The sequence below is a fragment of the Halomonas sp. SCS19 genome, from assembly GCF_040147015.1.
GTDB classification, from domain to species: domain Bacteria; phylum Pseudomonadota; class Gammaproteobacteria; order Pseudomonadales; family Halomonadaceae; genus Halomonas; species Halomonas litopenaei.
This window is the reverse complement of the sequence record NZ_JAMSHN010000001.1, coordinates 4,331,382-4,347,143: the sequence shown is the minus strand read 5'-3', so window position 1 is coordinate 4,347,143 and position 15,762 is coordinate 4,331,382. Positions and strand designations below refer to the sequence as shown.

17 protein-coding genes are annotated in these 15,762 nt (G+C 65.4%); 10 read left to right on the top strand and 7 right to left on the bottom strand.

Annotated elements, in window-relative coordinates; translation table 11 throughout:
• The first annotated feature begins 73 nt into the window (after positions 1-73).
• From metG to NFH97_RS18850, 9 genes are all read left to right on the top strand, one after another.
• On the top strand, positions 74-2,116 hold the full coding sequence (metG, locus tag NFH97_RS18890) for a methionine--tRNA ligase (protein ID WP_045994777.1): 2,043 nt from the start codon (positions 74-76) through the stop codon (positions 2,114-2,116).
• A 63-nt stretch (positions 2,117-2,179) separates the two neighbouring features.
• Positions 2,180-2,770 carry an electron transport complex subunit RsxA gene (gene rsxA, locus NFH97_RS18885; RefSeq protein WP_045994778.1) on the top strand — a complete coding sequence of 197 codons (591 nt, stop codon included), beginning with the start codon at positions 2,180-2,182 and terminating at the stop codon, positions 2,768-2,770.
• The gene (gene rsxB / locus NFH97_RS18880) at positions 2,767-3,333 is read left to right on the top strand and encodes an electron transport complex subunit RsxB (protein ID WP_349625371.1); all 567 of its coding nucleotides are present in this window, start codon (positions 2,767-2,769) and stop codon (positions 3,331-3,333) included. The genes rsxA and rsxB overlap by 4 nt, the downstream gene beginning before the upstream one ends.
• Positions 3,320-5,074: an electron transport complex subunit RsxC gene (gene rsxC / locus NFH97_RS18875; RefSeq protein WP_349625369.1), complete on the top strand. Its 1,755-nt coding sequence runs from the start codon at positions 3,320-3,322 to the stop codon at positions 5,072-5,074. Before rsxB ends, rsxC begins: the two co-directional genes overlap by 14 nt.
• The gene (locus NFH97_RS18870; RefSeq protein WP_349625368.1) at positions 5,071-6,093 is read left to right on the top strand and encodes an RnfABCDGE type electron transport complex subunit D; all 1,023 of its coding nucleotides are present in this window, start codon (positions 5,071-5,073) and stop codon (positions 6,091-6,093) included. Before rsxC ends, NFH97_RS18870 begins: the two co-directional genes overlap by 4 nt.
• A gap of 118 nt (positions 6,094-6,211) precedes the next feature.
• A complete protein-coding gene (locus NFH97_RS18865) occupies positions 6,212-6,754 on the top strand; it encodes an RnfABCDGE type electron transport complex subunit G (protein WP_349625367.1) in 543 nt (180 codons plus the stop codon).
• Positions 6,751-7,458: an electron transport complex subunit E gene (locus NFH97_RS18860; protein WP_349625366.1), complete on the top strand. Its 708-nt coding sequence runs from the start codon at positions 6,751-6,753 to the stop codon at positions 7,456-7,458. The genes NFH97_RS18865 and NFH97_RS18860 overlap by 4 nt, the downstream gene beginning before the upstream one ends.
• A gap of 62 nt (positions 7,459-7,520) precedes the next feature.
• Positions 7,521-8,156 carry an endonuclease III gene (gene nth / locus NFH97_RS18855; RefSeq protein WP_124804801.1) on the top strand — a complete coding sequence of 212 codons (636 nt, stop codon included), beginning with the start codon at positions 7,521-7,523 and terminating at the stop codon, positions 8,154-8,156.
• A gap of 238 nt (positions 8,157-8,394) precedes the next feature.
• Positions 8,395-8,688: a hypothetical protein gene (locus NFH97_RS18850; protein ID WP_045994784.1), complete on the top strand. Its 294-nt coding sequence runs from the start codon at positions 8,395-8,397 to the stop codon at positions 8,686-8,688.
• A gap of 177 nt (positions 8,689-8,865) precedes the next feature.
• On the opposite strand, the gene NFH97_RS18845 is transcribed toward NFH97_RS18850, so the two are convergent.
• The 6 genes from NFH97_RS18845 to NFH97_RS18820 form a co-directional block, all read right to left on the bottom strand.
• Positions 8,866-9,060 (bottom strand): hypothetical protein, encoded by a 195-nt coding sequence (locus NFH97_RS18845; RefSeq protein ID WP_045994785.1) that lies wholly within the window; start codon positions 9,058-9,060, stop codon positions 8,866-8,868.
• Positions 9,061-9,098: 38 nt separating this feature from the next.
• The gene (locus NFH97_RS18840; RefSeq protein WP_349625365.1) at positions 9,099-10,307 is read right to left on the bottom strand and encodes a YeeE/YedE family protein; all 1,209 of its coding nucleotides are present in this window, start codon (positions 10,305-10,307) and stop codon (positions 9,099-9,101) included.
• Positions 10,308-10,517: 210 nt separating this feature from the next.
• Positions 10,518-11,483 carry a sulfurtransferase gene (locus NFH97_RS18835; RefSeq protein WP_108449419.1) on the bottom strand — a complete coding sequence of 322 codons (966 nt, stop codon included), beginning with the start codon at positions 11,481-11,483 and terminating at the stop codon, positions 10,518-10,520.
• A gap of 314 nt (positions 11,484-11,797) precedes the next feature.
• On the bottom strand, positions 11,798-12,472 hold the full coding sequence (locus NFH97_RS18830) for a glutathione S-transferase family protein (protein ID WP_348814276.1): 675 nt from the start codon (positions 12,470-12,472) through the stop codon (positions 11,798-11,800).
• A gap of 194 nt (positions 12,473-12,666) precedes the next feature.
• Positions 12,667-12,969, bottom strand: a complete 303-nt coding sequence (locus tag NFH97_RS18825; protein ID WP_349625364.1) for an HlyU family transcriptional regulator — start codon at positions 12,967-12,969, stop codon at positions 12,667-12,669.
• Between the two features lie 35 nt (positions 12,970-13,004).
• Entirely contained in the window at positions 13,005-14,222 is a 1,218-nt protein-coding gene (locus NFH97_RS18820) for an argininosuccinate synthase (RefSeq protein WP_045994790.1), read from the bottom strand.
• A 207-nt stretch (positions 14,223-14,429) separates the two neighbouring features.
• Here NFH97_RS18820 and rnt point away from each other — a divergent pair, with 207 nt between their 5' ends.
• Positions 14,430-15,095, top strand: coding sequence for a ribonuclease T (gene rnt, locus NFH97_RS18815; protein WP_349625363.1), 666 nt, complete (start codon positions 14,430-14,432; stop codon positions 15,093-15,095).
• 172 nt (positions 15,096-15,267) lie between these two features.
• Here the strand turns inward: rnt and grxD are convergent, their stop codons facing one another.
• Complete coding sequence (gene grxD, locus NFH97_RS18810) at positions 15,268-15,618, bottom strand: Grx4 family monothiol glutaredoxin (RefSeq protein ID WP_045994792.1); 351 nt, start codon at positions 15,616-15,618, stop codon at positions 15,268-15,270.
• Positions 15,619-15,762: the final 144 nt, after the last annotated feature.

The window sequence follows — 15,762 nt, the reverse complement described above, 5'->3', positions numbered from 1 at the left end:
GATAGCGGATGCACACGACCTCGATCCTAGCTACAATCGTCGCCTGATTTTCAACGGGATATCACGTCACACCATGTCCATCACCGCACCCGACAAGCGCCAGATTCTGGTCACCAGCGCCTTGCCCTACGCCAACGGCGCCATTCACCTGGGCCACCTGCTGGAGTACATCCAGACGGATATCTGGGTGCGGTTCCAGAAGAGTCGCGGCCACCAGTGCCACTACGTCTGCGCCGATGACGCCCACGGCACCGCGATCATGCTGCGTGCCGAGCAGGAGGGCATCACCTCCGAGGCGCTGATCGACCGCGTATCCCGCGAACACCAGCAGGACTTCGCCCGTTTCGGCGTGGCCTTCGACAACTACCACTCGACCCACTCCGAGGAAAACCGCCACTTCAGCGAGCTTATCTATAAGCGCCTGCGCGACAAGGGGCACATCGCCACCCGTGACATCGAGCAGATGTACGATCCGGTCAAGGGTCTGTTCCTGGCCGATCGTTTCATCAAGGGCACTTGCCCCAAGTGCCACACCGCGGATCAGTACGGCGACAACTGCGAGGCTTGCGGCGCCACCTATACCCCTGCCGAGTTGATCGATCCGGTATCGGCTATTTCCGGCGCCACCCCGGAAGTCCGCAGCTCCACCCACTACTTCTTCAAGCTGCCTGACTTCGCCGACTTCCTCAGTGCCTGGATCAAGGACGACCATGTCCAGCCGCAGATCCGCAACAAGCTGATGGAATGGTTCGAGTCCGGCTTCAACGAGTGGGACATCAGCCGCGACGCGCCCTACTTCGGCTTCGAGATTCCTGACGCGCCAGGCAAGTACTTCTATGTCTGGCTGGACGCTCCGATCGGCTACCTGGCGAGCTTCAAGAACCTGTGCGAGCGTGAGGGGCTGGACTTCGACAGCTACTGGGAGCGCGATTCAAAGGCCGAGGTCTACCATTTCATCGGCAAGGACATCGTCTACTTCCACGCCCTGTTCTGGCCGGCGATGCTGCACGGGGCCGAGATGCGCACCCCCACCGCAGTCAACTGCCACGGCTTCGTCACGGTCAACGGCGCCAAGATGTCCAAGTCACGCGGCACCTTCATCAAGGCGGCGACCTACGCCGAGCATCTCAATCCCGAGTACCTGCGCTACTACTTCGCCGCCAAGCTCACCTCCCGGGTCGATGACCTCGACCTGAACCTCGAGGACTTCGCGCTCAGGGTCAATGCCGACCTGGTGGGCAAGGTGGTCAACATCGCCAGCCGCTGCGCCGGTTTCGTCAAGAAGCTCGGAGGTGGGCAGCTGTCGACTCACTGCGCCGAGCCGGACATGCTGGCGCGCTTCATCGCCGCCGGTGACGAGATCGCCGACTACTATGAACAGCGGGAGTTCGGCCGCGCCATGCGCAAGGTCATGGAGCTGGCCGACGAGGCCAACAGCTACATCGCCGACCAGGCGCCCTGGGTGCTGGCCAAGGAGGCAGGCCGCGAGCAGGAAGTGCTCGACATCTGCTCCATGGGAATCAACCTGTTCCGTCAGCTGATGGTCTACCTGGCCCCGGTGGTACCGGCCATGGCCGAACAGGCCAGACTGTTCATGAATCTCGACACCCTCGACTGGAACAGCCGCGAGACCTGGCTGGGCGATCACCCCGTCAACAAGTTCAAGCCGCTGATGACCCGGGTCGAGAACGATCGTATCGATGCCATGATCGAAGCATCGAAGGAGGATCTGGTGGAAGAACAGAAGCTCAAGGAAACGCCCAAGGGACCGCTGGCCGAGACGCCGATCGCCGACGAGATCAGCTTCGACGACTTCGCCAAGGTGGACCTGCGTATCGCCCGCATCGCCAAGGCGGAATACGTCGAAGGGGCCGACAAGCTGCTCAAGCTGTCGCTGGATCTCGGCGGCGAAAGCCGCCAGGTCTTCGCCGGCATCCGTCGCGCCTATTCGCCGGAGGCTCTCGAAGGCAAGCTGACCGTCATGGTGGCCAACCTGGCACCGCGCAAGATGCGCTTTGGTGTTTCCGAAGGCATGGTGCTGGCGGCTGGCAACGACGACGGCATCTATCTGCTCGAACCCCACAGTGGCGCAGAACCCGGCCAGCGGGTCAGCTAAGGGGTTCCATCAAGCCCATGCGCCGGCGGGGCCCTGCCCGCCGGCCGTTACCTCGTGCATTCCATGACCGACGTTCTTCTCGTCCTCGTCAGTACCGCCCTGGTCAACAACTTCGTGCTGGTGCAGTTTCTCGGGTTATGCCCTTTCCTGGGGGTGTCCTCGAAGCTGGAATCGGCGCTGGGCATGTCCCTTGCCACCACCTTCGTACTGACCCTGTCATCGGCGGCCAGTCACCTGCTGCACCGTTATCTGCTGGTGCCGCTGGATCTTGAGTACCTGCGCACCATCGCCTTTATCGTGGTGATCGCCGTGGTAGTCCAGGCCACCGAGGTCATGGTGCGCCACCTGAGCCCCCTGCTGCATCGGGTGCTCGGCATCTTCCTGCCGCTGATTACCACCAACTGCGCGGTGCTGGGCGTGGCGCTGTTGAGCCTGGGTCGCGACGGCGGCTTCTTCGATGCGCTGCTGTACGGATTCAGCGCCGCTCTGGGCTTCTCGCTGGTGTTGATCCTGCTGGCGGCCATGCGCGAACGCCTGGCGGGCGCCGATGTACCGCGCCCGTTTCGCGGTGCGGCCATCGCCATGATCACCGCCAGCCTGATGTCGCTGGCCTTCATGGGCTTCACCGGACTTGCCACCGGGGGCTCGCCATGAGCCTGACGAGTCTTGTCGGCGTGGTCCTGATGGTCGCACTGATCGGTGTCTGCGGCGGACTGCTGGGCTGGCTGAACCGTCGCTTCAAGGACGGCGAGGATGGCCTGGTGGAGCAGATCGACGCCCTTTTGCCCCAGACCCAATGTGGCCAGTGTGGCTATCCCGGCTGTCGGCCCTACGCCGAAGCCGTCGAGCAGGGAGAGGCCATCAATCGCTGTCCACCGGGCGGCGAGGCAACCATCCTCGAGTTGGCCGAACTGCTTGGTCGGGGACCCCTGGCGCTCGACGGCGACGCCGACGATACCCCCCGGGTGGCCTTTATTCGGGAAGATGAATGCATCGGCTGCACCAAGTGCATCCAGGCCTGCCCGGTGGACGCCATCCTCGGTGCCTCGAAGATGATGCACACGGTCATCGCACACGAATGCACCGGCTGTGATCTGTGTATCGCTCCCTGTCCGGTGGACTGCATCGACATGCTGCCAAGAGAGCCACAACCCCAATGGACCGCCGGCATCATCGCCAGCGACCGCACCACGGAGACGCTTCATGGCAGTACTTGAGCGGCTCTGGCGATCACTGGCGACGGGTACCCGGCCCGCTGGCGGCGTGCTGCCTCCTACCCGCAAGTCGCAGACCCGTGACCTGGGCATACGCACGCCGCCGCTACCGGCCAGGGTGACATTGTTGCTGGAAGATGGCCGCGACCAGCCCTGGCGAGAGGTCCAGCCCATCGTCAAGCCAGGCCAGTACATGCGTGCCGGCGAGCCAGTGGCACGCGCCGTCGGCCACCTGGCGCTGCCGGTGCACGCCAGCATCTCGGGCCACGTCAGCGCGCTGTTCATGCACGACGAGGCGGACGCCGGCGGACAACACCCGCCCGCCGTGGTGATCGAGGCCGACGGCGCTTCACAGCACCACTGGCTGCCGCCGCTCGACTGGCAAGGCGCGGCCCCCGACGAGATCATCCAACGGATTGCCGACGCCGGCATCGCCGGCATGGGCGGCGGCGGATTTCCGGCCCATCTCAAGGTCCGCGCGGCACGCCAGGCGGGCATCGATACCCTGGTGGTCAACGCCGCCGAGTGCGAACCCTACCTGAGCGCCGATGACCAGACACTGCGCCAGCACACCGACCGGGTGCTGCTCGGTGCAGCAATGGTGGCCCATGCCACCGGGGCCGCCTCTATTGTCATCGGCATCGAAGACGACAAGCCCGAGGCGGCCAGCGCCGTGCGGGCCCGGCTAAACGAGTTGCCCTGTCCGGCACGACTCGAGGTGATCCCCACCCGCTACCCCAGCGGCGGCGAGCGCCAGCTGATCGAGCGCCTGCTGGGCCGCCGTCTCACCTCGGACCAGCTGCCGGTGGACGCCGGCGTGCTGTGTCACAATCCCGGGACCCTGGCGGCCATCCACGACGCGGTGGCGCTCGGCAAGCCGATGATCGAGCGCACCCTGACCCTGGCGGGCCGAGCACTGGCACGCCCCGGCAATGTCACCGCGCGCCTGGGCACCGCCATCGACTACCTGCTGCAGGACGCCGGCCTCGATCGCGCCAGATTGTCTCGGGTGATCGAAGGCGGGCCGATGATGGGCCAGGCGATCGAATCGCTTGACCAACCCATCACCCAGACCACCAACGGCCTGATCGCCGCTGACGCGGCAGAACTGCCGACGCCGCCCCCCGCACGCCCCTGCATCCGTTGCGGCGACTGCCAGCCGGCCTGCCCGGCGGGCCTTGCCCCTCAGCAGCTGTGGTGGCACGCCCAGGCAGGCGAAGACCACAAGGCCGAGGCAAACGGCCTGTTCGACTGCATCGAGTGCGGCGCCTGCGACTACGTCTGCCCCAGCCATCTGCCGCTGGCCAACGGCTTCGGCGAGGCCAAGCAGCGCCTGCGCACCGCGCGCACCGAGAGCGCCCGGGCCGACCAGGCCCGCCACCGCTTCGAGGCACGCCAGGCCCGCGAGCAGCGCGAGGCGGCCGAGCGTGAAGCACGTCGCCAGGCCCGTCGTCAGGCCGCCACCCGGCGCGGCCAGGAGCGTGACGCAAGCAGCGCCGAGGATAGCTCAGCCGGTGCAAAAGGCGCTGCCAGCGCCCCGGACGTGCGTGGCCTGCGCATCGCCCAGGCAGCCGCCAAGGCCGCGGCACGCAAGGCTGAGAAGGCGCTGGAGCGCGCCGCCCAGCAGCAGCAATCGGCGGATGTCCTCGCCGACCTCGAGACTCAGCTGGATACCGCCAGACAGCACCTCGCCGCCGCCGATGCACGACTCAAGGCCGCCCGTCAGGAGGAAACCCGGCCATGAGCCACCTTCACCGCCACACCAGCGCAGACAGCGCTCGCCGTGGACACGACAGCGCTACCTTGATGCGTCGGGTGACGCTGGCCTGCCTGCCCGGACTCATCACCCAGAGCTGGTTCTTCGGCCTTGGCGTCGTCACCAACGTCATCACCGCAGCGGCCTGCTGTGTGCTGATCGAGGCGATGATGCTGGTGGCGCGTCGGCGGCCCGTCTCGCCGACCATCGCTGATGGCAGCGCCCTGTTGACCGGGGTACTGCTGGGTGCGGCGCTGCCGGCGGGCACCAGCCTGTGGCTGATCCTGATCGGCTCGCTTGCCGCCGTGGCGGTGGCCAAGCACCTTTACGGCGGGCTCGGCCAAAACCTGTTCAACCCCGCCATGGTGGGCTACGCCCTGCTGCTGGTGTCCTTCCCCACCCAGATGAGCCTGTGGCCCGCACCCTCGGGGCTATTCGGCCCCGACGCCGTCGGGCCCTCAACCTGGCTGGCACGCTGGCTGGGCCAGCACCCAGCAGCCGCACTGGATGCGCTGAGCGGTGCCACACCGCTGGACGCCTACCGCCATCGCGCCGCAGCCGAGCTAGTGGCACCAGCGGCGCTGGAGGCCTGGCGCAACGTCGCCCTGGCCTGGCTGGCCGGAGGTCTTTACCTGCTCTACCGCCGGCTGATCGACTGGCGCCTGCCGCTGTCCATGCTCGCCTCCATGGCCTTGCTCGCCTGGCTGTTCGATCAACTGTCGGCCAGCGGCGGAGTCGGCTTCCACCTGCTCGGGGGCGCGGCCATGTTCGGCGCCTTCTTTATCGTCACCGACCCGGTCAGTGCCGCCAGCGGTCGTCGTGCACGCCTGGCCTATGGTGCCGGCATCGGCGCCCTGACGATGATCATCCGTGCCTACGGCGGCTACCCTGACGCCGTGGCCTTCGCCGTGCTGCTGATGAACCTGGCCGCCCCCCTGCTCGACCAGCTGGTGCCCGACCGGTCATCGAATGCTCGAGCCACCCGGAGGCACAACGATGACGGCTAGCCAGCGACACCGCCCTGGTCAAGAACGCTGATGGACGACCGCCTCACTTGGAAAGCACTGATAGACTGCGCTGATGAATAGCCCTGATAGCAACACGTCGGCTCCGCGAACACTGGCCGTGAAACTTGCCCTGTTCGCCCTGGTGACCCTGGGTGCGGTCAGCCTGACCCAGGCGCTCAGCGAGGGGCGTATCGAGGCCAATCGCCAGGCCCACCAGGACGCCCTACTGCAAAGCCTGGCGCCTCAGGGCACCGCCAGGCTGGTGCCGGCGCCGGCCGGTGACCAAGGCTGGCAGGCGCTGGACGAAAGCGGCACGCTGCTCGCCACCCTGCAACCCTCTTCAGCGCTCGGCTACGCAGGCCCCGTCGAGGTGCTGGTGGCACTGACACCGCAGCGGCGTGTCACGGCAGTGCGCGTCGTCGATCACCGCGAGACGCCGGGGCTTGGCGACGCCATCGAGCGCCGCAAGGGCCCCTGGATCGATCAGTTCGAAGGCCTCGCGCGCCACCAGCTGGACCTGGCCCCGCAGGGCGCCATCGAAGCCCTGACCGGTGCCACCATCACCTCTCGCGCCGTCATCCAGGCGGTGAACGAAGCGATGATGACTGCCGGGTCGCCGCGTGATACGCCAGACGCCAGTAACCAGGAGCCCAGCCCATGACCCGCAGCGACGCTCGCGACATCGCCATCAAGGGGCTGTGGAGCAACAATCCCGCCCTGGTCCAGTTGCTCGGCCTGTGTCCGCTACTGGCCGTCACCGGCAGTGTGGTCAATGGCCTGGGGCTCGGGATCGCCACCCTGGGGGTGATGCTCGGCGCCAGCGCCTCGGCCTCGGCGCTGCGCCACCAGGTACGCCCAGAGGTACGCCTGCCGGCCTTCGTGTTGATCATTGCTGCCTTCGTGACCTGCGTCGAACTGGCCATGGCGGCGCTGACCTACGAGCTCTACCAGGTGCTCGGCATCTTCCTGCCGCTGATCGTCACCAATTGCGCCATCCTGGCTCGGGTCGAGGCCTTTGCCTCCCGCCAACCGCTCAAGCCGGCGCTGTTCGACGCCCTGATGAACGGCCTCGGCTTCTCTCTGGTGCTGGTGTTGATCGGGGGTATCCGCGAACTGCTGGGGCAAGGCACCCTGTTCGCCGGCATGGACCTGCTGCTGGGCGACGCAGCCGGTGACTGGACACTGCACCTGCCGGGTGATGGCGGCATGCTGTTTCTGGTGCTGCCCCCGGGGGCCTTTCTGGTCACCGGGCTGCTGATCGCCGCGAAGAACGCCATCGACGACGCCGTGAAGCGCCGCCGCCCGGCGCCGACCCGGACGCCCAGGGACGAACGCCGGGTGCGGGTTACCGGAGTCGTGCGCTGAAGATCCGCCCGGCCTGGCCCGCTGTCGATTCAGCCCCTGGCTTGCCAACCAAAGAGACGAGCATGAACGCTGCCAAACGCCACGAGATCTTTACCCGCCTGCGGGCCCACAATCCCGAGCCGACCACCGAGCTCAACTGGAGCACACCGTTTGAGCTCTTGGCCGCGGTACTGCTGTCGGCGCAGGCCACCGACGTCGGCGTCAACAAGGCTACCGCTCGCCTGTTCCCGGTGGCCAACACACCCCAGGCGATCATCGATATCGGGATCGACGCGCTCAAGGAACACATCAAGACCATCGGCCTTTTCAACACCAAGGCCGAAAACCTGATGAAGACCTGCCATCTGCTGATCGAGCGCCATGATGGCGAGGTACCGGCCACCCGTCCGGCGCTGGAGGCCCTGCCCGGGGTCGGACGCAAGACCGCCAACGTGATCCTCAACACCGCCTTCGGCCAGCCCACCATCGCCGTGGACACCCACATCTTCCGGGTCTCCAACCGCACCGGCATCGCCAAGGGCAAGAACGTGGTGGAGGTCGAGGAACGGCTGGTGCGCCACGTCCCCCGCGAATTTCGCCAGGACGCCCACCACTGGTTGATCCTCCATGGTCGCTATACCTGCGTGGCACGCAAGCCACGTTGCGGCAGCTGTGTCATCGAGGATCTGTGCGAGTTCAAGGACAAGACCGACATCTAGACCTTGCATGGGCCGCGACTGCACCCAGCGACGGTTTTCGCCCGTTCTGGCCCCCAGCACCACAGACGAAAGCGCTCACCGACGAAAGCGCCCATCACCAAGGATGCTTGCCGGAAGCCGAAAGCCGAAAGCCGGAAGCCGAAAGCCGAAAGCCAGGCGAATTACGCCAAAGTTCAAGCGCAGCCGGCGGCCAGACGCGTTAGCCTGAGGACCCAAGTCTCAACATGAGCGGTTAACGATGCAGGAAGTGCTACAGCAACTCTGGATTCCGCTGGCCATGGCCGTGAGCTTCGGCGCCTTCACCGGCTCGCTGTTCCGGCTAAGTGGCCGTCCGGGCTCCGAGCGGCCACTGATGTTCCCGGTGCTTGGCCTGCTCGGCGGCCTGACCGCCTTCATGATCCACCAGGTGCTGGTGTGGACGGTGGGCGCGCCGACCTGGCTGTTACCGATCCTGGTGGTGCTCCAGGTCTGGCTGTGGCTCGGGCCGCTGGGTCCGAAGATCCCCCGCCGGGAACAGGACCCACGAGAATGATCGTCTCCCCGTCAGACTGGCGACCACAAGAGGCGCCCCTGCCATGGCAGGGGCGCCTCTTTGTTGGCCAATACTGTCCGACGAACAGTGCCTGAACGTTAGAACGTCACCGAGCGCAGGCATAATTCCAGGCTTTCTACGAAAAGTCGGCGAGCGCAGGCACTCTTCATGCAAGCCCTATTGGCGAGTGGACGGGCACGGCGCCCCACAGGGCGCACACGCGCTGGCGTCACGCTGGTTCAGCGAGGTCCGAGCGTGGCCGTCGCCCATGTTGAAGGCGAAGGTGGGACTGGCCAGGTGGTCGGCCATGATCAATACCAGAATCGCCAGCAACAGACCGATGACGCGGCTTCGATGATAGGCGGCTTTCATGGGAATCACCTTGAACAATGGATCAGTGGGTCGGTCGATCAGTTGGGCAGCCGGAACCAAGGGCGCAGGCGAATCCCCACCAGCGAGCCGACGAAGGCGCAGGCGAACCACACCCAGGCGTGCAGGCTGCCCGAGGCCAGTCCCGAAAACAGCGCGCCGATATTGCAGCCGAAGCCCAGGCGGGCACCGTAGCCCAGCAGCAGGCCGCCGATGATCGCCGCCAGGAACTGACGTCCCTCGATGGGCTTGCGACTGGCTTCATTGAAGCGATTGGCCAGACCCGCCGCCAGCATGGCACCCAGCAGCAGACCGAAGTTCATCACCGAGGTGATGTTCACCAGCACCGAATCGGCCAGCGCCATGGCCGGGTAGTCCCAGGTCCAGAACTCGAACTGACTCATGTCCACGCCGATGGCCTGCAACGCCTTGGCACCCCAAAGGTTGAAGGCGAAGGTGATGCCCCAGGGCGCCCCGCCGATGGCCAGGGTCAGGGTGTTGCCGATCGCCAGCACCAGGATCGCCCAGACGAAGGGCCAGCGTCCCTGCACCAGGGTGCGCAGCACCCCGCCTTCGGCAGGTGCCAGGCGCAGCTCGGAACGTTCCAGCGAACCGTGGGCGCGGCGTTCCACGCGATTGACCCACAGCATCACCAGCGCCAGTCCCGCCCACTGTAGCGCGATGGCGCCGATGACACCGACACTGTCGATCAGGCTGATCGGATCCAGGCTCGGCAGGTCGAGCCACCACGGCAGGTGGATCGAACCGACCACCGCACCGATGATGAAGAACGCAAGTGTCACCAGCATGCGCAGGTTGCCGGCGCCGACGGTAAACAGCGTGCCTGAGCCACAGCCTCCACCCAACTGCATGCCCAGGCCGAATACGAAGGAGCCCACCACCAGCGAGGTGCCGATGGGCGCCACCGCCCCCACCATGCCGGGCTCACCGCTGCCGAGCAGCGGAATCATCAGCGCAGAGGTCAGTGCAAACAGGATCAACTGGGCACGCATGCCGGCGCCACGACGCTTGGTGACCAGGTTGCGCCAGCCGGCGGTAAAGCCAAAGGCCCCATGGTAGAGCGCCATCCCCAGCGCGATACCGACGCCGAACAGCGCCACCAGGAAAGGAGCGGTCTCGAGCCACACCAGCCCGCCCAGGATCAGCATCCCGGCCAGGGCCACGCCGACGACGAAACGATCGACAGGAAGGCGGCCCTGGACGGGGGCCGCAGCGGAAGTCTGTGTCATGGTAGTGATCTACTCGTGATGAGAGGGCCACGCCGGCGACCCGGGGTCGGCGGCGTGGCGATAGCGTCAAACCCTGCCACCCAGCAACAGGTCCGGCACGGACGCAGAAGCGAGGCAACGATAACGTAGCAAAGGCGCAGCAATTGCGCGAAATCGACGCTTTAACAAGGCGCCAACCGGAGCCTCAGGGCAACCGGAGCCTCAGGGCGATCAGTCGTCGCCAAGGCCCAGGGCGTCGAGCACCTTGCCCAGTCCCTGCTTGGCCACCGCCAACGGGCGTGACTCGTCCTGGGTCCACTCGGCCATGGAGCCGTCATACAGTGCCACATTGTCGAAGCCGGCGATTTCGCTGAGCACGAACCAGTCGGTGGCGGCCCAGTGGCCGGTGTTGCAGAAGGCCACGGTCTTGGCGCTGGCGTCCAGCTCGGCCGCCTGTATCCGCGAGGTCACCTGGGCGGTGTCAAGACGCCAGGCGCCGCCATCGTTGGCCAGCAGGCTCTGGTGAGGCAGGTTCAAGGCACCCGGGATGGTGCCAGGGGCCGCCGCCGCCGGCGATTGATTGTCCCCCTTGAAGTAATCCTCGGGGCGAGCGTCGACCAGCTGTCCCTGGGACTCCCGTGCGGCCTCGACCTCTTCGGTGGTGGCCAGCAGCGACTCGTCCAGTTCGCCCTCGAAGCGCACCGGGTCGGGATATTCGACGGGGCCACTGGCGACCTCCAGCCCCTGTTCCTTCCAGCCCGCAAAGCCACCGTCGAGGATCGCCACCTGGTCATGGCTGAGTACCTTGAAGGTCCAGTAGACCCGCGCCGCACTGCCGAAGTCGGTGGCGCCCGTGCCCGCCGGCACCAGCACCACGGTATCGTCGTTGTCGATACCGAGCCCACCGATCAGCCGCTGTAGACTCGACACCGGCGGCATCACCCCGGTGACGCCGTCACGGCTCTCGCGCCAGCCGTCTTCGGTATAGCTCGAGTACAGGCTGCCTGGGATATGGGCGTCCTCGAAGCTCGAGCGATCGCCGCCATTGTCGATGCTGGAGCGAATGTCCAGCACCACCAGATTGTCGTTGTCCAGATGCTCGCTCAGCCAGGCGGGGCTGACCAGCGGATCGACCTCAAGCGCCTGGGCGGAGCCTGCCACCAGCAAGGCACCGGCAAATGTCAGGGACCTCAGCATGATCTTGACCTCCTAGGTGGGTGTTGACGCCCATTATCCCGCTCGGAGCAGCAAACTCAATATGCTTGCAATGAATAATAATTTTCACGCTCATAACTTGCCGACATGAATATTCGCTCCAGCGAATGCCGAGCAACGGAGCAGGCGCAATGCCTTGTCAGGCAAGGCGCTTGGTAGCACATCCCTCGTGCACGCTCCTACTGTCACGCTCCTCATGCAATGTCCTTCCCACAAGGTGCTTGCCATAAGGTCCTTCGGCCATTCCCACAGGATCCTTTCTACCAGGCGATGCGCGAGCGGCCTTCCGCACCAGGTTACAGTGACAGTTCGCCTCCCCGTTCGACGGCGCGGGCATAGCCGGGCCGTTGGCGACAGCGCTCGACAAAGGCGCCAAGCTGCGGGTGGTCGCCCAGCTGGCCACGACCTTCCAGCGCCAGCAGCGGGAAGCTCATCTGTATGTCGGCGGCACTGAAGCGCTCGCCCGCGAACCATTCTCGCCCTTCCAGGCTATGCTCCCAGAAGTCCATCAGACGGCGGATCTCCGGCCCCAGATACTGCTTGCGCACGCCCTCGGCAAAGAGCCGGCCCAGGGGCCGCATCAGCGCCGGCACCGGCGGTTTGCCGAGTCGGCTGAACACCAGATTCATGACCAGTGGCGGCATGGCAGAGGCCTCGGCGTGGTGCATCCAGAACACGAAGTCGGTGGTATCGGCGCTTGACGGCTCCGGCCACAGTCGATGCTCGGTATCGAAACGCCTGAGCAGGTAGTCGATGATGGCGCCGCTCTCCGCCACCACGCGGCTACCTGCGTCTTCATCGGTGATCACCGGGGACTTGCCCAGCGGGTGCACCTGCTTGAGTGCGGCGGGTGCCAGCATGGTCTTCGGATCTCTGGCGTACTGGCGGATCTCGTAGTCCACGCCCAGCTCTTCCAGCAGCCAGACGATACGCAGCGAACGCGAATTTTCCAGATGGTGCACGACGATCATGGAGCTCTCCTTGGAACGAGTCATGCCTTGAGGCGGGTCTTTCCCTGAGACAGGCAATGGCCTGAGGTGTGGCTCTCTCCGGCATGGGCCGGGGCGTATTGAATGGGCTGACGGGCGCGGCGACGACCTGCCTGAAACAACCGCCCCACAGACACAAACGGCGCCCCGGAGGGCGCCGTTGTCGCGGTGAGCAATCAGCGCGGTTCGAACATCTCGTCGCCGACTTCATCGATGTAGCGTTCGGCCTTCTGCCGCATCAGGGCGTCACAGGCTTCGCGTCCCGGCACCAGGTCGGATCGCTCGAACCGATGCTCCAGGGTCTCGCCGCCCTCGATGGGCTTGCGGATGACACCGCTGACGCGGAACTGACCGCCCTGCTCCTCGGGTTGCGAGATGATCAGGTAACCACGGTGCTCGACCGCTTCGGCCTCGGGCGCGGCCCGGGACGACGACTTGCCGTCCCCCTTGAACAGCGCTCCGAACAGTTGCTTCAGCATGGGAACTCCTTTGGCCTGTCGCGCGACGTTACCACTCAGTCCTGACGACGACCCTTGCCGGCAGCGATGCGCAGACGCAGGGCGTTGAGCTTGATGAAGCCTTCGGCGTCCTTCTGATCGTAGGCGCCCTGGTCGTCCTCGAAGGTGGCGATGGACTCGTCGAACAGCGACTCGTCGGAGCGGCGACCGGCGACGATGGCGTTGCCCTTGTAGAGCTTCATGCGCACCACACCGGAGACGTTCTTCTGGGTCTCGTCGATGGCCGCCTGCAGCATGCGGCGCTCGGGGCTCCACCAGTAGCCGTTGTAGATCACCTCGGCGTACTTCGGCATCAGCTCGTCTTTCAGGTGGGCCTCTTCGCGGTCGAGTGTCAGCGACTCGATGGCGCGGTGAGCACGCAGCATGATGGTGCCCCCGGGCGTTTCGTAGCAGCCGCGGGACTTCATGCCGACGTAGCGGTTCTCGACGATGTCGAGACGGCCGATACCATTGTCGCCACCCAGCTTGTTGAGCTTCTCGAGCACCTCGTGGGGCTTCATCGGCTCGCCGTCGATGGCCACGATGTCACCCTTGTCGAAGGTCAGCTCGACGTAGGTCGGGGTATCGGGAGCGGCCTCCGGCGACACGCTCCAGCGCCACATGTCTTCCTCGGCCTCGGCCCAGGGATCCTCGAGGATGCCGCCCTCGTAGGAGATATGCAGCAGGTTGGCGTCCATGGAGTACGGCGACTTCTTCTTCTTGCTGAAGTCCACCGGAATATCGTGCTGCTGGCAGTAGGCCATCAGCTTCTCGCGGGAGTTGAGGTCCCACTCACGCCACGGGGCGATCACCTTGACGCCGGGCTTGAGCGCATAGCCGCCAAGCTCGAAACGCACCTGATCGTTGCCCTTGCCGGTGGCGCCGTGAGAAATCGCGTCGGCACCGGTCTGGTTGGCGATCTCGATCAGGCGGCGAGCGATCAGCGGACGGGCGATGGAGGTGCCCAGCAGGTACTCGCCCTCGTAGATGGTGTTGGCGCGGAACATCGGATACACGTAGTCGCGCACGAATTCTTCGCGCAGGTCCTCGATGTAGATTTCCTTGACGCCCAGGGCCTCGGCCTTGGCACGGGCAGGCTCGACTTCCTCGCCCTGACCGATGTCAGCGGTGAAGGTCACCACCTCGCAGTCGTACGTTTCCTGCAACCACTTGACGATGACGGATGTGTCCAGTCCGCCGGAATAGGCGAGCACGACCTTCTTTACATCGGACATGCTAGGGGCTCCTTCTTGTAACCAACCATGGTGTGACCAACGCATTCGCGGCGCGAATAACGCCCGAAGAGCGCCGATTATAGCGTGCATCTGGGGTGCCGAATACCGGCCACGGGACGCCGCTGCCCCAAACTGCTAGACTTTCGCCGTTTCGGCCTGCCAACAGCAGGCCCCCTGACCCCACACGGCCCGACTAAGGAGAGGTGCATGAGCGAGCTGATCGCCCGCGAACTCATGGCGCAACGTTTTCGCAGTTTTCTGCCGGTGGTGGTGGATATCGAGACCGGCGGCTTCAACCCGGAATCCGACGCCCTGCTGGAGATCGCCGCCGTCACCCTGACCATGGACCCGGAAGGCAACCTGTTGCCCGACGCCACCTTCGCCTACCACATCGAACCCTTTGCCGGTGCCAATGTGGAGCAGGCAGCGCTGGATTTCACCGGCATCCGCCTCGATGACCCGCTGCGCAAGCAGGTGGCGGTCAGCGAGTCCGAGGCGCTTGGCGAGATATTTCGACCGGTGCGCAAGGCGATCAAGGCCCACGGCTGTACCAGAGCCATCCTGGTGGGCCATAACGCCGCCTTCGACCACGGCTTTCTCAACGCCGCGGTCAATCGCTCCGAGATCAAGCGCAATCCCTTCCACCCCTTCTCGAGCTTCGACACCGCCTCGCTTGCCGGCCTGGTCTACGGCCAGACCGTGCTCGCCCGAGCCTGTCGCGCCGCCGGTATCGAGTTCGACAACAACGCCGCGCACTCGGCCCGCTACGACACCGAGCGCACCGCCGAGCTGTTCTGCGCCATGGTCAATCGCTACAAAGACCTGGGAGGATGGCGGCTGGCCCAGCAGGAGCAAGGCATGGAAGAGGATTGATCCCCTTCGGCCACTAAAGTCTCAAGACGATAAAGGCTCCGATGGTCGATGACCATCGGGGCCTTTATCGTAGGTGCGAAGCTTTCGCGGCAGCCGGTCGACGCGGTCCCACCGGACAACGCCTTATGGAAAGGCGTTGGCCTGGCGGGCGCACGGCCGCCAACAGCGCTCTTTAGTCTGCAGCGCCTTCCTCGTTCTGACGGGCACGCTCGGCGGCCTGCTTGACCAGCGGCTCGAGTTCGCCGTTGTTGTGCATCTCGACGACGATGTCGCAGCCGCCGACCAGCTCGCCTTCCACCCACAGCTGCGGGAAGGTCGGCCAGTTGGCCACCTTGGGCAGCTCCGCGCGGATGTCGGGGTTGTCCAGCACGTTGACGAAGGCAAAGCGCTCGCCACAGGCCATCAGCGCCTGCACGGTCTGGGCGGAGAAGCCGCACTGCGGCAGCTGCGGAGACCCCTTCATGTAGATCAGGATGGGATTTTCGCTGATCTGGCGCTGAATATTCTCGACGGTGGTACTCATCACGGCTCCTCGTTGAAACGGGCTTGGCTTGCTCGCCCTTGCTAAGTGACGCAGACCGGGACAATGGGGGCATCCCGCCCCATTTTCAATGCGGCCCCGGCGGACTACCTCGCAGGAGGCAATACCCGATGGCCACACTCGGCC

Excerpts from the sequence above, each read along its gene's own strand:
- NFH97_RS18835 (WP_108449419.1), bottom strand. The coding sequence starts at position 11,483 with ATGCTGAGGTCCCTGACATTTGCCGGTGCCTTGCTGGTGGCAGGCTCC.
- NFH97_RS18830 (WP_348814276.1), bottom strand. The coding sequence starts at position 12,472 with ATGATCGTCGTGCACCATCTGGAAAATTCGCGTTCGCTGCGTATCGTC.
- rsxA (WP_045994778.1), top strand. The coding sequence starts at position 2,180 with ATGACCGACGTTCTTCTCGTCCTCGTCAGTACCGCCCTGGTCAACAAC.
- NFH97_RS18850 (WP_045994784.1), top strand. The coding sequence starts at position 8,395 with ATGCAGGAAGTGCTACAGCAACTCTGGATTCCGCTGGCCATGGCCGTG.
- rnt (WP_349625363.1), top strand. The coding sequence starts at position 14,430 with ATGAGCGAGCTGATCGCCCGCGAACTCATGGCGCAACGTTTTCGCAGT.
- NFH97_RS18860 (WP_349625366.1), top strand. The coding sequence starts at position 6,751 with ATGACCCGCAGCGACGCTCGCGACATCGCCATCAAGGGGCTGTGGAGC.
- NFH97_RS18870 (WP_349625368.1), top strand. The coding sequence starts at position 5,071 with ATGAGCCACCTTCACCGCCACACCAGCGCAGACAGCGCTCGCCGTGGA.
- NFH97_RS18825 (WP_349625364.1), bottom strand. The coding sequence starts at position 12,969 with ATGCTGAAGCAACTGTTCGGAGCGCTGTTCAAGGGGGACGGCAAGTCG.
- grxD (WP_045994792.1), bottom strand. The coding sequence starts at position 15,618 with ATGAGTACCACCGTCGAGAATATTCAGCGCCAGATCAGCGAAAATCCC.
- rsxC (WP_349625369.1), top strand. The coding sequence starts at position 3,320 with ATGGCAGTACTTGAGCGGCTCTGGCGATCACTGGCGACGGGTACCCGG.
- NFH97_RS18840 (WP_349625365.1), bottom strand. The coding sequence starts at position 10,307 with ATGACACAGACTTCCGCTGCGGCCCCCGTCCAGGGCCGCCTTCCTGTC.
- metG (WP_045994777.1), top strand. The coding sequence starts at position 74 with ATGTCCATCACCGCACCCGACAAGCGCCAGATTCTGGTCACCAGCGCC.
- rsxB (WP_349625371.1), top strand. The coding sequence starts at position 2,767 with ATGAGCCTGACGAGTCTTGTCGGCGTGGTCCTGATGGTCGCACTGATC.
- NFH97_RS18820 (WP_045994790.1), bottom strand. The coding sequence starts at position 14,222 with ATGTCCGATGTAAAGAAGGTCGTGCTCGCCTATTCCGGCGGACTGGAC.
- NFH97_RS18845 (WP_045994785.1), bottom strand. The coding sequence starts at position 9,060 with ATGAAAGCCGCCTATCATCGAAGCCGCGTCATCGGTCTGTTGCTGGCG.
- nth (WP_124804801.1), top strand. The coding sequence starts at position 7,521 with ATGAACGCTGCCAAACGCCACGAGATCTTTACCCGCCTGCGGGCCCAC.